Origin of the sequence: Muricoccus pecuniae, assembly GCF_014199205.1 — a bacterium.
Taxonomy (GTDB): Bacteria; Pseudomonadota; Alphaproteobacteria; order Acetobacterales; family Acetobacteraceae; genus Roseomonas; species Roseomonas pecuniae.
The window spans coordinates 11656-26108 of the sequence record NZ_JACIJD010000012.1 but is presented as its reverse complement, the minus strand read 5'-3'; the positions used below and the strand labels follow the sequence as shown (position 1 = coordinate 26108).

Below are 14453 nucleotides of genomic sequence, written 5' to 3'. Positions count from 1 at the left end.
CCACGCCTCCGTGGGCCGGGGCAGGCGCGTCAGAGCAAGTCCTTAATCCGGATCGGCAGGTTCCGGATGCGCCGCCCCGTGGCGTGGAAGACGGCGTTCGAGATGGCCGCGTTCATCCCGACGATCCCGATCTCGCCGATGCCCTTGATGCCGAGCGGGTTCACCTCCTCGTCCCGCTCCGGGACCATGATCACCTCGATCGAGCGGATGTCCGCGTTCACGGGGATCAGGTACTCCGCGATGTTGTCGTTGACGTAGCGCGCCGCCTTGGGATCGATCTCCGTCTCCTCGTGCAGCGCGCTGCCGATGCCCCAGATCATCCCGCCCATGTACTGGCTGTGCGCGGTGAGGGGGTTGATGATCGTCCCCGCGGCGAAGGCGCCGACGGCGCGGGGCACGCGGATCTCGCGCGTGCGCTCGTGCACGCGCACCTCCACGAATTGCGCGCCGAAGGTATAGGCCGTGACATCCTCGCGGCTGTGCCCGCGGGACATGGACATCTGGCCCTGATAGGCCTTGTCGATCGACTCCGGCGGCAGCCCCTTCGGGATGTTCTCCGAATAGAGCTCCAGCGCGCCCGGCGCGACGCGGGCGAGGGCCCTGGCCAGGGGCTCGCTCCGCCCTCCCGGGCCGTGGAGCGCGCCGTCCCGCAAGGTCAGCGTCGCGGGGTCGAGACCGATGAGCGGGCCGTCATTGGTGACGGTGGCGGCCCCGGCCAGCCGCGCGCGGATCTCGGCGCAGGCCTTGGCCACGGCGTTGCAGATCCCGGCCGTGTGGCTGGATCCGGCGGCGAGGCCGGCCGCGGGCAGCTCCGTGTCGCCCAGCTCGACGGTGACGTCCTCGATGCGCAGGCCGAGCCGGTCCGCGGCGGTGATGGCGATCACGGTGTAGGCGCCGGTGCCGATGTCGTGCGCCGCGATCTGCACCCGCGCCTTGCCGGCGGGCTCGAGCGTGATGCGGACAGCGGCGGGGCCGATATTGGCCGCGTAGGCGGCGGTGGCGCAGCCCCAGCCGATCAACCAGTCCCCCTCTCGCATCGAGCCGGGCACGGGGTTGCGGCGGGACCAGCCGAAACGCTCGGCGGCCTGGTCGAAGCAGGGCATCAGCGAGCGCGAACTGTAGCGGCGGCCCGTGGCGGGATCGGTCCCCGTGTCGTTGATCCGGCGCAGCTCGACGGGGTCCATGCGCAGGGCGACGGCCAGCTCGTCCATCGCGACTTCCAGCGGGAACATGTAGGGCGTCTCGGGCGGGGCGCGCATGAAGCCAGGCGTGTTCCGGTCAGCGTGGACGATGTTCACCTTGGTCAGGATGTTCGGGCAGGCATAGACCCGCGCCGTCGTCTCCGTGCCGGAGACGTTGTACTGCGACGGGCGAGAGGTGACCTCCCACCCCTCGTGGCGCAGCGCCGTCAGCCTGCCGTCGCGCGTGGCGCCGAGCTGGATGTGATGGCGTGTCTCCGCGCGGTAGGTGACGATGGTGAAGCCCTGGTCGCGCGTCGCCACCAGCTTCACCGGGCGCCCCAGCCGCCGCGCGGCGATGGCGATCCAGGCGGTGCGCGCCGTGGCCGCGCCGCGCGATCCGAAGGCGCCGCCGACGAAGCGCGAGACCACGTGGATGTCCTGTGCCTCCATGCGGATCTGCTTCGCCAAGCCGCCGCGCAGCCCGTAGACGAACTGGCTCGGCTCGAAGATCGTCAGCTTGCCGCCGTTCCAGGCGCAGGTCGTCGTGAAGAGCTCGATCGGGTTGTGGTGCTGGGTGGGCGTGCCGTAGTGCTGGTCCACCTTGTACTCGGCGGCCTTGAAGGCCGAGTCCGCGTGGCCGACCTTGTAGTCCTTGTGCTCGCCGGCCTTACGGACCTCCTCCTCGGCGCCGGGGCTGCCGAAGCTTGCCGAGGGGGCTTCCTCCTCGTAGTCCGGGCGCACCCGGTGCGCCGCCTCGCGCGCGGCCTCGAAGCTCTCGGCGACGACGACGGCGATGATCTGCCCGTCATGCCAGATGCGATCGGATTCGAGGGTCGTGGTCGTGTCGCCGCCCGCCATCGGCTTCGGCTTCTCCGCCTCTCCGCCGACATTCTCATGCGTCAGGATGTCGAGCACGCCGGGAACGGCGCGCGCCTCGTCCAGCCGGAAGCCGCGGAGCCGGCCGCGCGCGATGGCGCTCGTCACGAGGAAGGCCCAGGCGGGGTTCGCGACCACCTCGTCGGAGGCGTAGCGCGCGCGGCCCGTGACCTTGGCGCGGCCGTCGATGCGGAGGGCGGGCTGGCCGATGGCGGCTTGGTTGCCGTCGGGCATGGGTCAGATCTCCATCTCGGCGGCTTGCAGCAGGGCGCGGACGAGGGTCCGGCGGCCCAGCTCCGGCTTGAACGCGTTGTCGCCATGGGTGACGGCGGTCCGGAACGCGGCCTCCGCCGCTTCGCCTGCCGCCGCCTCGTCGAGCCTGCGGCCCTTCAGCACCGCCTCGGCCTCGCGGGAGCGCCAGGGCTTCGCGGCGAGGCCGCCCAGGCCGATGCGGGCGTCCCGCACCACGCCGCCCCCGATGTCCAGCGCGACGGCGGCGGAGGCGAGGGCGAACTCGAAGGACTCCCGGTCCCGGACCTTCAGGTAGAGCGATCGGCGGGTCCACGGGCCTGCCGGCACGCGGAAGCGGGTGATCAGCTCGCCCGGCCGGAGCGTCGTCTCCAGATGCGGCGTGTCGCCGGGCAGGCGGTGCAGGTCCTCGAAGGCGATGCTCCGCCCCGTTCCGTCGGGAGCCACCAGGTCAACCTCCGCGCCGAGCGCCGCGAGGGCATTGGCGAGGTCGCCGGGATAGTTGGCGATGCAGTGATCGCTCACCCCGAGCACCGCCAGGCGCCGGTTGATGCCCTCCATCGCCGCGCAGCCCGTGCCGGGCTCGCGCTTGTTGCAGGCGTGCCAGCTCGGGTCGCGGAAGTAGTTGCACCGCGTGCGCTGCAGCACGTTGCCGGCGAGGCTTGCCATGTTGCGGAGCTGCTGGTTGGCCGCGAGCCTCAGCGCCTGGGCAATGGCGGGGTAGTCGCGCAGCACGGCCGGGTGCTCCGCCGCCTCGGCCATGCGCGCCAGGGCACCCAGGCGCAGGCCGGAAGCGTCGGCCTCGATGGCGCCGTGCTCTGCCCGGAGAGGGCCGATGTTGATGAGCGCGGGCGGATGCGACACTCCGATCTTCATGAGGTCGAGAAGGTTGGTGCCCCCCGCGAGGTACTGGGCGGGCGCCTGGATCCGGCCCTCGCCGTGGGGCGGAACATGCCGGGCGGCGGCCCCGATCGCTTCCGGCGTGCTGGCGGGCTGCTCATAGAGGAAGGGGCGCATCTCAGGCGCGCTCCATCAGGGGCTTGGCCTGGCGCACGGCGGCGACGATCTTCGGATAGGCGCCGCAACGGCAGAGGTTCCCGCTCATGTACTCGCGGATCTCGTCGTCGGAATTCGCGTGCCCCTCATGGACGCAGGCGATGGCCGCCATGATCTGCCCGGGGGTGCAGTAGCCGCACTGATAGGCGTCCTGCTCCAGGAAGGCCTGCTGCATCGGGTGAAGCGGGTCCTCCTCGCCGGCAAGGCCCTCGATCGTCGTGATCTCCGTCCCCTCGGCCGCGACGGCGAGGGTGAAGCAGGAGAGCACGCGCTGCCCGTCCATCAGCACCGTGCAGGCGCCGCACTGGCCGAGGTCGCAGCCCTTCTTCGTGCCGGTGAGGTCCAGGTGCTCGCGCAGGGCGTCGAGCAGGGTGGTGCGGACATCGACGGCGAGGCGCCGCTCGGTTCCGTTCACCTTCAGGGTGATGTCCATGGGCGCTCCGTGACGTCTGGAGAGGGGAGGCATGCAGTCATGCGCGGCGCCGCTGTCGTCGGCGGGTGGCCGTGCGCGCCTCGGCTGGGGTGGGGCACGATGCGGCGTAGGAAGCCGGGAGCGGTGCGATGAACGCCGCAACGGGTGACGCGCATGATCACCTCGTCCGTAACGGTCACGCGGCCGCGCGTGCGGGCTTCTTTCGCTCTCTCAGGGATCGCGGCCCGGGCCTGCATCCGCATCTTCCCTCCAGGGGCGCCGCGGCGCGTCGGGCCGAGAGCACCTAGCTCGAACGCCCGGAGAGAGGCTGGGATGCAGGGCCGCCGGCCCGTGGCGCGAGCCGCGCCGGCGTCGAGCGTAAGTCGAAGGAGCGCGGCTCGTCGCGGCCTGCCGGCCCTTGCCACAACCGGGCCGCGGAGGGCCCGCGCTTCAGAAGTGACCCTCGAGAACGCTCATGATCCAGAACACCACCGCTTCCTCCCCCGTCGGGTTGGCCAGCTGGTGGGGCAGGTGGCTCTCGAATTGAAAGCTGTCGCCCTCGGACAGTTCCGAGCGCCGTCCATCGACCGTGAGCTCGACGCGGCCGGAGAGGACATAGCCACCCTTCTCCCCCCGGCCGACGAGCACGTCCTCGCTGACCCCGCCCGGGGGCAGCGTGATGAGCATGAAGCGCAGGGCACTGTCGCTGCGCGGGGAAAGAAGCTCCTTCACCAGCCTCGTCCGCCCGACCACGATGCGGCCGCGGCGGTCGCGGCGGCGCACGAAAGGCGGCTCCTCCTCGTCAGCCACTGCGGCCTGGCCGAAAAACTCCCAGATGTTGATCCCGAGCGCGCTCCGCAATCGCTGGATCGTTCTCATCGACGGGTTGGAGTTGCCGCGCTCGATCTGGCTGATCAGCCCGGCGGAGAGGCCTGCCTTGGCCGCCAGCTCGAGGATGGTCAGCCCACGCTCCGCCCGGAGGGCACGAAGTTGGGCGCCGATCTGCTTGGCGCCGTCCTGGGTTGCCGGGGCGGGCTTCGCCAACGTCATGCCGAGAGGTCCTTGCCAGGGGGGGCGGGTTACCGCTTCCTCGTTCAATATTCTGCATCGTTGCCGGGGAAAAGCCGAATGCCCAACCCGCGTACAGCCATGCCTTCCTGCTGGTCAGTAGCCGACAATCCATGTCTGGCAACGGGTAATGTCGCCGAGAGGGGGCAAGAAGCTGCTTGACCCCGTTTTCATCATAATGAACCGTTGCGTCCATTCCGCCGCCTTCCTACGACGGATCGAAAGGAGATAGGCATGAGCGCCTCAAGCCATCCCGCCTGCCATCCTTCCTTCGCCTCCTGCGGGCAGCGCGGACCGGGCGTTCGGCGGACGGTCGCCGCCGCAGATCCGTTCCTGCCCGTGCACGCCCTGCGCTGGCACCGGTCCTGACGCCATGGGAGGCTATGTCGGCAAGCGATTGCTGCAAGCTGCGGGGCTCCTGCTCATCGTGTCCGTGATCGGCTTCGCCATCCTGCACATGGCGCCCGGCGGTCCCCTGTCGCAGTTCGCCGCGGGCGGCGACATGACGCAGGAGGATCTGGACCGGCTGGCCGAGCAGCTCGGGCTGAACCGCCCGCTGCCAGTGCAGTACGTGGACTGGCTCTGGCGCATGCTGCGCGGCGATTGGGGCGCGTCCTACCGGGACGGGCAGCCCGTTCTCTCCGTCATCGGCTCCCATATCGGGGCGACGCTGGAGCTGATGCTGACCTCCACGCTCCTGGCGATGATCATCGGCGCCTGGGTGGGCATCCTGGGCGCGATACGCCGCTACTCCCTCTTCGACGCGCTCGCGACCATCGGCGCGATGGTGGCGCTCTCCATTCCCACCTTCTGGTTCGGGCTGGTGGTGATCTACGTCTTCTCGGTCGGCCTGGGATGGCTGCCGGCGGGGAACCGCTACACCATCGGCGACGAATCCCTGGCCGACCGGATCCATCACCTGATCGGCCCCTGCATCGTGCTGGCCCTCGTCAGCACGGCGGTCTGGAGCCGCTACATGCGGTCCTCCATGCTGGACGTGATCCACCAGGACTACATCCGCACCGCGCGTTCCAAGGGCATCCCGGAGCGGCGCATCCTCATCCACCATTCCGTCCGGAACGCCTTGCTGCCGATGATCACCATCACCGGCCTGCACCTGCCCACCCTGCTCAGCGGCGCGCTGGTGACGGAGACGGTGTTCACCTGGCCGGGCATGGGCCGCCTCTTCCTCGATTCCATCAGTTACCGCGACTATCCCGTGGTGATGGGCATCCTCATGTTCACGGCGGTGCTGGTGCTGCTGGGAAGCCTGCTGGCGGACCTGCTCTACCACGTCGCGGATCCGCGCCTGGGGGCGCATGGTGCATGAGCGGAACTTCGATGAGCACGGCCGCCGCGGATGCCGCCCTGCCACGTCCGGCGCGAAGGCGGGACAGCGCCCTGCGCCGCTTCATGCGCCACCGGCTGGCGGTGTTCGGCACGGTGGTCATCGGCCTGCTGGCCCTCGCCTGCGCGGTCGGACCCTATCTCCTGCCCTTCTCCGACACCGAGATCGACATCATGCAGCGCTTCGCGCCACCCTTCTCGGGCGCGCATCTCCTCGGCACAGATCCGCTGGGGCGGGACATCCTGGCGCGCATCCTGATGGCGGGGCGCATCTCCCTCTCCGTCGGCTTCGCCGCGATGGCGATCAGCATGGTGATCGGCATCGCGGTCGGGCTCGTCGCCGGCTACTACGGCGGCTGGCTGGGCACGGTGCTGATGCGCTTCGTGGACGCGATGCTCTGCTTCCCCAGCATCTTCCTGCTCCTCGCCGTCTCCTCGCTGATCGGGCCGGCGGTGGGGTCCATCATCCTGCTCATCGCCGTCACCTCCTGGATGGAGGTGGCGCGCATCGTGGAAGCGCAAATCCGCGCCCTGAAGGCGCGCGATTTCGCAGTGGCGGCCGAGGCCCTGGGCGCGAGCGACGCGCGGGTGATGACGCGGGAGCTGCTGCCAAACGCGATCGCGCCGATCGTGGTGGCGGCCACGCTGAACGTGGCGCACGCCATCCTGGCGGAGTCCTACATCAGCTTCCTCGGCTACGGCATCCAGCCGCCGACGCCGAGCTGGGGCAACATGCTGGACAACGCCCAGAGCTACCTGACCAGCGCGCCCTGGCTGGCCATCTTCCCCGGCGCCGCCATCACCTTGGCCGTGACGAGTTTCAACTTCATCGGCGACGGCCTGCGCGATGCGCTGGATCCGCGGATGGGAGGGCGATAATGCCGGATCTCCCCATGCCCCTGGATACGCGCCCGGCGCTGCTGGCCGAGGACGAGGTGCTCTCGGTGCGGGACCTCTCCATCGCCTTCCACACGCCGGCGGGCGCCCTGCCGGCCGTGCGCGACGTGTCTTTCACCCTCCGCCGGGGCGAAACGCTGGCCCTGGTGGGAGAGTCCGGCTCCGGCAAGAGCGTGACGAGCCTCGGCATCCTCCGCCTCACGCCGCGCGCGCCCTTCTGCCGCATCACCGGCCAGGTCCTGCTGCGCGGCCATGACGGGCGCGTGCGGGACCTCGTTTCCCTGCCCGAAGACGAGATGCGAGACGTGCGCGGCCGCGACGCCGCGATGGTGTTCCAGGAGCCGATGACTTCGCTCAACCCCGTGCACCGGGTGGGGGATCAGGTCGCGGAGGCCATCCGCTTCCACGAGGGGCTGGGCCGCCGCGCCGCGCTGACGAAGGCCGCGGAACTCCTGGAACTCGTCGGCATCCCCGATCCCCGCCGCCGCCTTTCCAGCTACCCGCACGAGATGTCGGGAGGGATGCGGCAGCGCGTGATGATCGCCATGGCACTCTCCTGCGAGCCGCAGCTCCTGATCGCCGACGAGCCGACCACGGCGCTCGACGTCACCATCCAGGCGCAGATCCTGGACCTGCTGCGCCGCTTGCAGGAGCGGACGCGGATGGCCGTGATCTTCATCACCCACAATCTTGGCGTCGTCGCGGAGATCGCGGACAGGGTGATGGTGATGTATTCCGGCCGCGTCGTGGAGCAGGCGCCGGTCCGCCCGCTTTTCGGCGCGCCGCTGATGCCCTACACGCGCGGCCTTCTGCGCTCCGTGCCGCGGCTGGACATGGCCGGGCGGGAGCGGGAGCGGCTGCAGGCCATCCCCGGCGCGGTGCCCGATCCCTTGGCCCCGCCGCCCGGCTGCAGCTTCGCGCCGCGCTGCGGCCATTTCGAGCCCGGCCTCTGCGACGCTGCGGTGCCGGGGCTCGACCTCGCCAGGCCGGAGCACCTCGTGCGCTGCGTGCGCTGGCCCGAACTGGCGAGGAATGCGGCATGATGGACGGGATGGTGACGGGCGATCCCGCGCTGCTGGAGGTGCGCGATCTCCGGAAATGGTTCGCCGGCCCGCGCCCCGGGCCCTTCCGCCCGCGCGCCAAGGTCCATGCGGTGGACGGCGTCTCCTTCGACATCCGCCGCGGGGAGGTGCTGAGCCTCGTGGGCGAGTCCGGCTCGGGGAAGAGCACGGTGGGCCGCACCGTGCTGCGGCTCGCGCGGCCGGACGGGGGCAGCATCCGCTTCGGCGGGACGGACATCACCGGCCTGTCCCGCGATGCGCTACGGCCGTTCCGCCGCCGCATGCAGCTTGTCTTCCAGGACCCCTACGCCTCGCTCAACCCGAAGATGACGGTGGAGGAGATCGTCGGCGCGCCGCTCGCGATCCACGAGCCCTCCACCAGCGCGGCCGAGCGGCGCCGGCGGGTGGAGGAGGCGCTCTCCCTCGTCGGCCTGCTGCCTTCACATATCACCCGCTACCCGCACGAGTTCTCCGGCGGGCAACGGCAGCGCCTCGGCATCGCGCGCGCGCTGATCCTGCGGCCGGAGCTCCTGATCGCGGACGAGCCCGTCTCGGCGCTAGACGTCTCTGTCCAGGCGCAGGTGGTGAACCTGATGCTGGACCTGAAGGAGCGGCTGGGGCTCACCATCCTCTTCATCTCGCACGACCTCGCGGTGGTCGGGCATATCTCGGACCGCATCGCCGTCATGTATCTCGGCCGGCTCGTGGAGGTAGCGCCCACCCAGGCGCTGTTCGCCACCCCGCGCCACCCCTATACCGAGGCGCTTCTCTCCGCCGTTCCGATCCCCGACCCGACGGTGAGGCGCGAGCGGATCGTGCTGGTGGGCGACGTGCCCAGCCCGCTGAACCCGCCCTCCGGTTGCCGCTTCCGCACCCGTTGCCGCTACGCCCTGCCGGCCTGCGCCGAAGCGCCACCGGCGCTGCGGGAGGTGGCGCCCGGCCACTTCAAGGCCTGCATCCGGGACGACATCGCGCTCGCCTCGCCTACCAGCGTCGCAGCGTGAACGCGGAGCCGCTCGGGCACGTCGCCGCGCTCTGGCGCTTTCCCGTCAGTTCCATGGCGGGAGAGCGGCTGGAGCGCGCGAAGGTCTTCGCATCGGGCATAAAGGGCGACCGCACGCACGGTGTCTTCCACGCGGAGTCCGGAGAGATCGCCTATCCCGGCCGGGACCGGCGGTGGTCGGCGCTGCCGCGCGCCTTCTCCCGACTGGGAGGCGCCGGCGGGCTGGAGGTGAGCCTGGATGGGCGGAACTGGGGCCGTGCCGGCGATCCTCGGTTCGCCGCCGATCTCTCCGCCTTCCTCGGCTTCCCCGCCGCCATTCGCGCCTATGCCGAAGATGGGCCAAGCCCGCGCTACCGCCGGGCGCCCATCCACCTGCTGACGACGGCCGCCCTGCGGACGCTGCGGGCGGTGCTGCCGGGCAGCGTGATCGATGAGCGGCGCTTCCGCCCCAACATCCTGGTGGAAACCCCGGAGGGCGTGGACGGCATCCCCGAATACGCGCTGCGCGGACGCCGCTTCCGCCTGGGGAAGGTGATCCTGCGCGGCACCATCCCCTGCGCGCGCTGCGCCTTCACCACCCTCGCCCAGGAAGGGCTGCCGGAAGATCGCGAGGTCTTCCGCGCCCTGCTGCACCGCTTCGGACGCGACCTCGGCCTGTACTGCGAGGTCGAGGAGGGCGGCTCGCTGCAGCACGGGGACGCCGTGCTGCAGCCCGAGCCCGCGCCGGCCTGACGGCGCCCCGGGCGTTCAGCTCGCCCAGTACCACTCCCGCATGTTCCAGGTGTTCTGGCGCGCGTTCACGTTCGGGCGGAAGCCGATCAGCGTGTCCTTCGTGCCCTCGGCCGTCGCGTACTGGTAGATCGGCAGGATCGGAAGCTCCTCCCGCACGATCTCCTGCAGGCGGGAGTAGATCGCCTTGCGGCGCTCCTGGTCGAAGGTGCTCTGGCCCTCGGCCAGCAGGCGGTCCACCTCGGCATTCGTCCATTGCATGTAGTTGCCGCCGCTGCCGCCGCGCACGGGGATGGCGTCGCTCGAGAAGCGCGTGGCCGGGTCGGGGTCGATGCCCGTTCGGAAGGCCGTGCCCACCATCAGCATCTGGAACTTCGAGCGGACATAGAACTCGCCCCAGATCACCGCCGCCGGCATGTTGTTGATCTTCATCGAGACGCCGAGCTTGCCCCAGTCCTGCATCAGGAGCTGCTGCACCTGCTCGCGCAGCGCCGCGCCGGTGGTGGTGGAGACGGCGAATTCCAGCGGCACGCCGTTCTTCTGGCGGATGCCGCCGCTGCCGCGCGCCCATCCCGCCCCGTCGAGAAGGTGGTTCGCCTGCGCCAGGTCGTAGCGGTGGGCGGGCAGGTTCGGGTTGTAGGCCCAGGATTCCTGCGGCGCGAAGGACTCCGTCGGCTTGTGCATGCCGTAGAAGATGACGTCGATAATGCCCTTCTTGTTCATGCCGGCGTAGAGCGCCTGCCGCACCGCCTTGTCCGCGAGCGCGGGGTGCTCGAGGTTGGGCATCAGCACCTCGAGCGAGGCGTTGGGCGAGGTGGCCACGCGGCGCCCGGGCAGCTTCTGCGCCTCGGCGAAGAAGTTCGCCGGGATGCCGGTGCCGATGATCGTGTCCACCGAGCCCGTGCGGAACTGCGCGTAGAGCGCCGTCTGGTCCGGCACGTATTTCAGCACCGCGCGCTCGAGATAGGGCCCGGTGCCGTGGTAGCGGTCATTGGCGACGAGCTGGATGTGGTCGCCGGGCACGCGGCGGTCCCAGCGAAAGGGCCCAGTGCCGATGGGGCTGTTGTTGAAAGGCGCGCTGTTCGGGTCGCTCGCCTTCTCCAGGACGTGCTTGGGCACGACGTAGGTGTTGGCCATCAGCGCGAGATAGGGCGCGTAGGCCTTCTCCATGCGCCAGGAGATCTCGTGCGGCCCCTTCACCACGATGTCGCGCACGAGGCTGTGGCCCACGCGCGTGCGGGTGCGGAAGGCCGGGTTGTTGATGAGGTCCAGGGTATAGCGCACGTCCTCGGCGGTGAAGGGCGTGCCGTCGTGCCATACCACGCCTTCCCGCAGCTTCACGGTCCAGGCCAGCCCGTCCTCCGAGATGCCGCCATTGGCGACGGAGGGAACCTCGCTGGCGAGGTCGGGCACCAGCTCGCCCTCCGGGGTCGGGTACCAGAGCGTGCTGAACACGTTCATCCAGACCGTCTCGTCCACCTCGATCCCCGGCATCAGCGGGTTGAAGACGGTGGGCTCCTGCGAGATCCCCACCACCACCTGTCCCTTTCGGGTGCTGGGCGGCGGCGGCACGGGGCGGCGGGACTGGGCCCGGGCCTGGGAGGCGCCCGCGATTGCCGCGCCGGCGCCCAGGGCCAGCAATCCGCGCCGATGCAGCGCGGGGCGTGAGAGAATGCGGCCGGTCTCGTCCATGGTGTGAGTTCCCCGCTGTGTTCCACCCGGGGCCTTGGGCGCCGGGTGCTGGTTGCCTTGCGCGCCGAGGGGCGCGGTCAGTGACACTTGCCGTGGGACGTGCGGCGCCCGGGTCGGGTTCTCTGCCCGTCTCACTCCCGATGATGCGCCGCCGAGGCCCGCAGGATCATGCCGAACTCGCACGGCCGCAACAGGGAATGTGCCGATCCCGCCCGCCCCGACCGCAGGGCCTGCCGCGCGCCCGGTTTCAGGAGATACGGTCCATCACGCGGTAGTAGAGGCCGACGAACGGCATGAACCAGGGCGGCCCGAAATGGCCGGGCACGGGATGCCATTGCAGGTCCCGGAAAGGATTGGCCTCGGGGCGGCCGCCCATCACCGCGGCCATCGCCTCGCCCATATGGACGGACATCTGCACACCGTGGCCGCTGTATCCCGTGGCGTAGAAGATGCCATCCTGCTCGCCCGCGCGTGGCAGCCGGTCCTGCGTCGCGTCGATCGTGCCGCCCCAGCAGTAGTCGACCCGCACGGGGCCGAGCTGGGGGAATGTCTCACGCAGCTGCGCTTCCAGCACGCGGCCGCTCTTCGCGTCCGAGGCCTGGGAGGGCAGGGCGAAGCGCGCGCGTCCGCCCCAGACGAGCCGTCCGTCCGGCGTGGTGCGGAAGTAGTTCCCGATGATCCGCGTGGTGGTGGCCGTGCGCTGCGTCGGCATGATGGCGGCGATGCGGTCCGGGCCGAGCGGTTCGGTGACGATGACGTAGGAGCCGAGCGGAACGAGGCGCCGGCGGAAGTACATCGGCCCGAGCTTGCTCGCGCCCGTCGCGAGCAGCACCTGCTTCGCCCGGAGCGTCCCGCGCGCGGTGACGATCCGGTGGCCGCCCGCCTCCCGCCGCATGGTTGTAACGGGCGCGTCCTCGAAGATGTGCGCGCCGCGGCGCGTGGCTGCCTCGGCGAGCCCGGCGCCGAAGCGGCCCACATGCATCTGCGCGCTCCTGGGGTGCAGGATGCCGCCGAAGAAGGCGTTGGAGCCGACTTCCTGGCGCAGCGCCTCGCGCGGGACCAGCCTTGCCTCGGGGTCGGCCTCGCGTTGCAGCAGCTCGAAGCCGCGTGCGATCTTCTCGTAGTGCTCCGGCTTGGCGGCCAGCTTGATCTTGCCCGAGCGCCGGAAGTCGCAGGCGATCCCTTCCTCCGACGCGATGCGCTCCATCGTGTCCACCGCCTCGTCGAAGGCGTGGTAGATGGCACGGGCGCGGTCCAGCCCGAGGCTTTCCACGAGGGCGGCGAAGTTGTGCGCGGTGCCGTTGTTCACATGGCCGCCGTTCCGGCCGGAAGCCTCCCCGACGACCTTGCCCTTCTCCAGCACCGCCACGCTCGCACCGCCGCGGGCGAGGGCGCGCGCGGCGGAGAGGCCGGTGAGCCCGCCGCCGATCACCGCCACGTCCACGCTCCCCTCCACCGGGCCCAACTCCGCGCCCGAGAAGGGCGTGGCGGTGTCGAGCCAGTAGGGCACCGGCTTCATGATCACATCATCCCGGGCTTCTGGATGCGGGAGCCGTCCACCAGGCGCTCGTAGCGGAAGGGGGAGGGGTCCACCGTGGGCGTCCGGCCCAGGATGATGTCGGCCGCGAGCTGCCCGGCGCCCGGCCCGATCCCGAAGCCGTGGCCGCTGAAGCCGGTCGAGAGATACAGGCCGGGCTGCGCGCCTATGGGAGAGATCACGGGCACCGCGTCCGGCGTGGAGTCGATCCAGCCGCCCCAGATCTGGCCCATCTTCACCCCGGCCAGGGCGGGGAAGGAGGCGGCGAGCTGCTTCAGCGCGGGCTCCGCCACCCCCGCCTTCGGCGTGGGGTCCAGCACGCGCATGTCCTCCTCCTCGAAGATCGTGGGCTGGTCCATGCGCCAGCGGCGGGGGAAGGCCTGCGGGCCCCGGAAGAAGGACTCGCCGATGCCGAACTTCACCATCTTCCGACGCGCGACGAGCGTCGGCCAGAACTTGCGGGCGTAGCGCATGCCCTGCGGCGTGATCTCGATCTGGCCGCGGTTGTTGGCCGCGATGATATAGCTGCCGTCCCCGCGACGCGCGATCGTGATGTCGGTGGTGTGCAGGCCGCCCGGCGTGATCTCCGGCGCGGGCTCGGTGACGAAGACGGTCGAGCGGATGCTCGACTGCGGCAGGTCCAGCCCGTGCCGGTGCAGGAACAGGGAGGACCAAGCGCCGCCCGCCAGCAGCACCTGCGCCGCGCGGACCCGCCCACGCTCGGTGATGACGCCCGCGATGCGCCCGCCCTGGATGTCCAGCCCGCGCACCGCGCAGCGCTGGTGGATGGTGGCGCCCAGCTTGCGCGCGGCGCCGGCGATGGCGGGCGCGGCCTTGCGCGGCTCCGCCATGCCGTCCCGCGGGGAGTGGACACCGCCGATCCAGCCGTTGTCCGGACCAGGCACCATGTCGCGCGCCTCGGCGGCGGTGAGGATGTGGCTGTGAAACTGGTAGTTGCGGGCCATCTCCACCCAGCGTCGCCAGTCCTCCAGGTCGCGCTCGTTGCGCGTGGCGTAGATCAGCCCCGTGCGGCGGAAGCCGACATCGATGCCGGCCTCCTTCGGCAGCGACTCCCAGAGCTCCATGCTGCGGAGCATGACCGGGATCTCGCGCTCGTCGCGGTTCTGCACGCGGCACCAGCCCCAGTTGCGGCTGGACTGCTCGCCCGCGATCACGCCCTTCTCCAGCAGGGCGACGCGCCGTCCCGCCTTGGCCAGGAAGTAGGCGGCCGTCACCCCGGCGATGCCGCCGCCGATGATGGCGACATCGACCTCCTCGGGCAGGTCCGGGTCACTGGCGACGGGATCGACGGGCGGCGACATGGGCGGGGCTCCTGGGCGGATCT

13 protein-coding genes are annotated in these 14453 nt (G+C 70.7%); 6 read left to right on the top strand and 7 right to left on the bottom strand.

Features of this window, described 5'->3' with window-relative positions; genetic code table 11:
* Positions 1-29 precede the first annotated feature (29 nt).
* The 4 genes from FHS87_RS13750 to FHS87_RS13735 form a co-directional block, all read right to left on the bottom strand.
* Complete coding sequence (locus FHS87_RS13750) at positions 30-2291, bottom strand: xanthine dehydrogenase family protein molybdopterin-binding subunit (RefSeq protein ID WP_184519319.1); 2262 nt, start codon at positions 2289-2291, stop codon at positions 30-32.
* Positions 2292-2294: 3 nt separating this feature from the next.
* The gene (locus FHS87_RS13745; RefSeq protein ID WP_184519317.1) at positions 2295-3323 is read right to left on the bottom strand and encodes an FAD binding domain-containing protein; all 1029 of its coding nucleotides are present in this window, start codon (positions 3321-3323) and stop codon (positions 2295-2297) included.
* 1 nt (position 3324) lies between these two features.
* Positions 3325-3795 carry a (2Fe-2S)-binding protein gene (locus tag FHS87_RS13740; protein WP_221299902.1) on the bottom strand — a complete coding sequence of 157 codons (471 nt, stop codon included), beginning with the start codon at positions 3793-3795 and terminating at the stop codon, positions 3325-3327.
* A 429-nt stretch (positions 3796-4224) separates the two neighbouring features.
* Positions 4225-4824, bottom strand: coding sequence for a helix-turn-helix domain-containing protein (locus tag FHS87_RS13735; protein WP_184519313.1), 600 nt, complete (start codon positions 4822-4824; stop codon positions 4225-4227).
* Between the two features lie 252 nt (positions 4825-5076).
* On the opposite strand from FHS87_RS13735, the gene FHS87_RS24255 reads away from it, so the two are divergent.
* Genes FHS87_RS24255 through FHS87_RS13710 form a run of 6 tightly spaced genes read left to right on the top strand, consistent with a single transcriptional unit; the run spans position 5077 to position 9882 of the window.
* Entirely contained in the window at positions 5077-5211 is a 135-nt protein-coding gene (locus FHS87_RS24255; RefSeq protein ID WP_281394422.1) for a hypothetical protein, read from the top strand.
* A 4-nt stretch (positions 5212-5215) separates the two neighbouring features.
* A complete protein-coding gene (locus FHS87_RS13730) occupies positions 5216-6172 on the top strand; it encodes an ABC transporter permease (RefSeq protein WP_184519311.1) in 957 nt (318 codons plus the stop codon).
* Between the two features lie 11 nt (positions 6173-6183).
* On the top strand, positions 6184-7068 hold the full coding sequence (locus FHS87_RS13725) for an ABC transporter permease (protein WP_184519308.1): 885 nt from the start codon (positions 6184-6186) through the stop codon (positions 7066-7068).
* Positions 7069-7082: 14 nt separating this feature from the next.
* Positions 7083-8129: an ABC transporter ATP-binding protein gene (locus FHS87_RS13720; protein ID WP_184519305.1), complete on the top strand. Its 1047-nt coding sequence runs from the start codon at positions 7083-7085 to the stop codon at positions 8127-8129.
* Positions 8126-9151, top strand: coding sequence for an ABC transporter ATP-binding protein (locus tag FHS87_RS13715; protein ID WP_281394419.1), 1026 nt, complete (start codon positions 8126-8128; stop codon positions 9149-9151). Before FHS87_RS13720 ends, FHS87_RS13715 begins: the two co-directional genes overlap by 4 nt.
* On the top strand, positions 9148-9882 hold the full coding sequence (locus FHS87_RS13710; protein ID WP_184519302.1) for an MOSC domain-containing protein: 735 nt from the start codon (positions 9148-9150) through the stop codon (positions 9880-9882). Before FHS87_RS13715 ends, FHS87_RS13710 begins: the two co-directional genes overlap by 4 nt.
* A gap of 15 nt (positions 9883-9897) precedes the next feature.
* On the opposite strand, the gene FHS87_RS13705 is transcribed toward FHS87_RS13710, so the two are convergent.
* The 3 genes from FHS87_RS13705 to FHS87_RS13695 form a co-directional block, all read right to left on the bottom strand.
* Entirely contained in the window at positions 9898-11571 is a 1674-nt protein-coding gene (locus FHS87_RS13705; protein ID WP_184519299.1) for a peptide ABC transporter substrate-binding protein, read from the bottom strand.
* A 247-nt stretch (positions 11572-11818) separates the two neighbouring features.
* A complete protein-coding gene (locus FHS87_RS13700) occupies positions 11819-13090 on the bottom strand; it encodes an NAD(P)/FAD-dependent oxidoreductase (protein ID WP_184519296.1) in 1272 nt (423 codons plus the stop codon).
* Positions 13091-13092: 2 nt separating this feature from the next.
* Positions 13093-14430, bottom strand: a complete 1338-nt coding sequence (locus tag FHS87_RS13695) for an NAD(P)/FAD-dependent oxidoreductase (protein ID WP_184519293.1) — start codon at positions 14428-14430, stop codon at positions 13093-13095.
* Positions 14431-14453: the final 23 nt, after the last annotated feature.

What these genes read in the sequence shown, in the direction of transcription:
- FHS87_RS13750 (WP_184519319.1), bottom strand. Translation starts at nt 2,291, where the DNA reads ATGCCCGACGGCAACCAAGCCGCCATCGGCCAGCCCGCCCTCCGCATC.
- FHS87_RS13745 (WP_184519317.1), bottom strand. Translation starts at nt 3,323, where the DNA reads ATGCGCCCCTTCCTCTATGAGCAGCCCGCCAGCACGCCGGAAGCGATC.
- FHS87_RS13740 (WP_221299902.1), bottom strand. Translation starts at nt 3,795, where the DNA reads ATGGACATCACCCTGAAGGTGAACGGAACCGAGCGGCGCCTCGCCGTC.
- FHS87_RS13735 (WP_184519313.1), bottom strand. Translation starts at nt 4,824, where the DNA reads ATGACGTTGGCGAAGCCCGCCCCGGCAACCCAGGACGGCGCCAAGCAG.
- FHS87_RS24255 (WP_281394422.1), top strand. Translation starts at nt 5,077, where the DNA reads ATGAGCGCCTCAAGCCATCCCGCCTGCCATCCTTCCTTCGCCTCCTGC.
- FHS87_RS13730 (WP_184519311.1), top strand. Translation starts at nt 5,216, where the DNA reads ATGGGAGGCTATGTCGGCAAGCGATTGCTGCAAGCTGCGGGGCTCCTG.
- FHS87_RS13725 (WP_184519308.1), top strand. Translation starts at nt 6,184, where the DNA reads ATGAGCACGGCCGCCGCGGATGCCGCCCTGCCACGTCCGGCGCGAAGG.
- FHS87_RS13720 (WP_184519305.1), top strand. Translation starts at nt 7,083, where the DNA reads ATGCCCCTGGATACGCGCCCGGCGCTGCTGGCCGAGGACGAGGTGCTC.
- FHS87_RS13715 (WP_281394419.1), top strand. Translation starts at nt 8,126, where the DNA reads ATGATGGACGGGATGGTGACGGGCGATCCCGCGCTGCTGGAGGTGCGC.
- FHS87_RS13705 (WP_184519299.1), bottom strand. Translation starts at nt 11,571, where the DNA reads ATGGACGAGACCGGCCGCATTCTCTCACGCCCCGCGCTGCATCGGCGC.
- FHS87_RS13700 (WP_184519296.1), bottom strand. Translation starts at nt 13,090, where the DNA reads ATGAAGCCGGTGCCCTACTGGCTCGACACCGCCACGCCCTTCTCGGGC.
- FHS87_RS13695 (WP_184519293.1), bottom strand. Translation starts at nt 14,430, where the DNA reads ATGTCGCCGCCCGTCGATCCCGTCGCCAGTGACCCGGACCTGCCCGAG.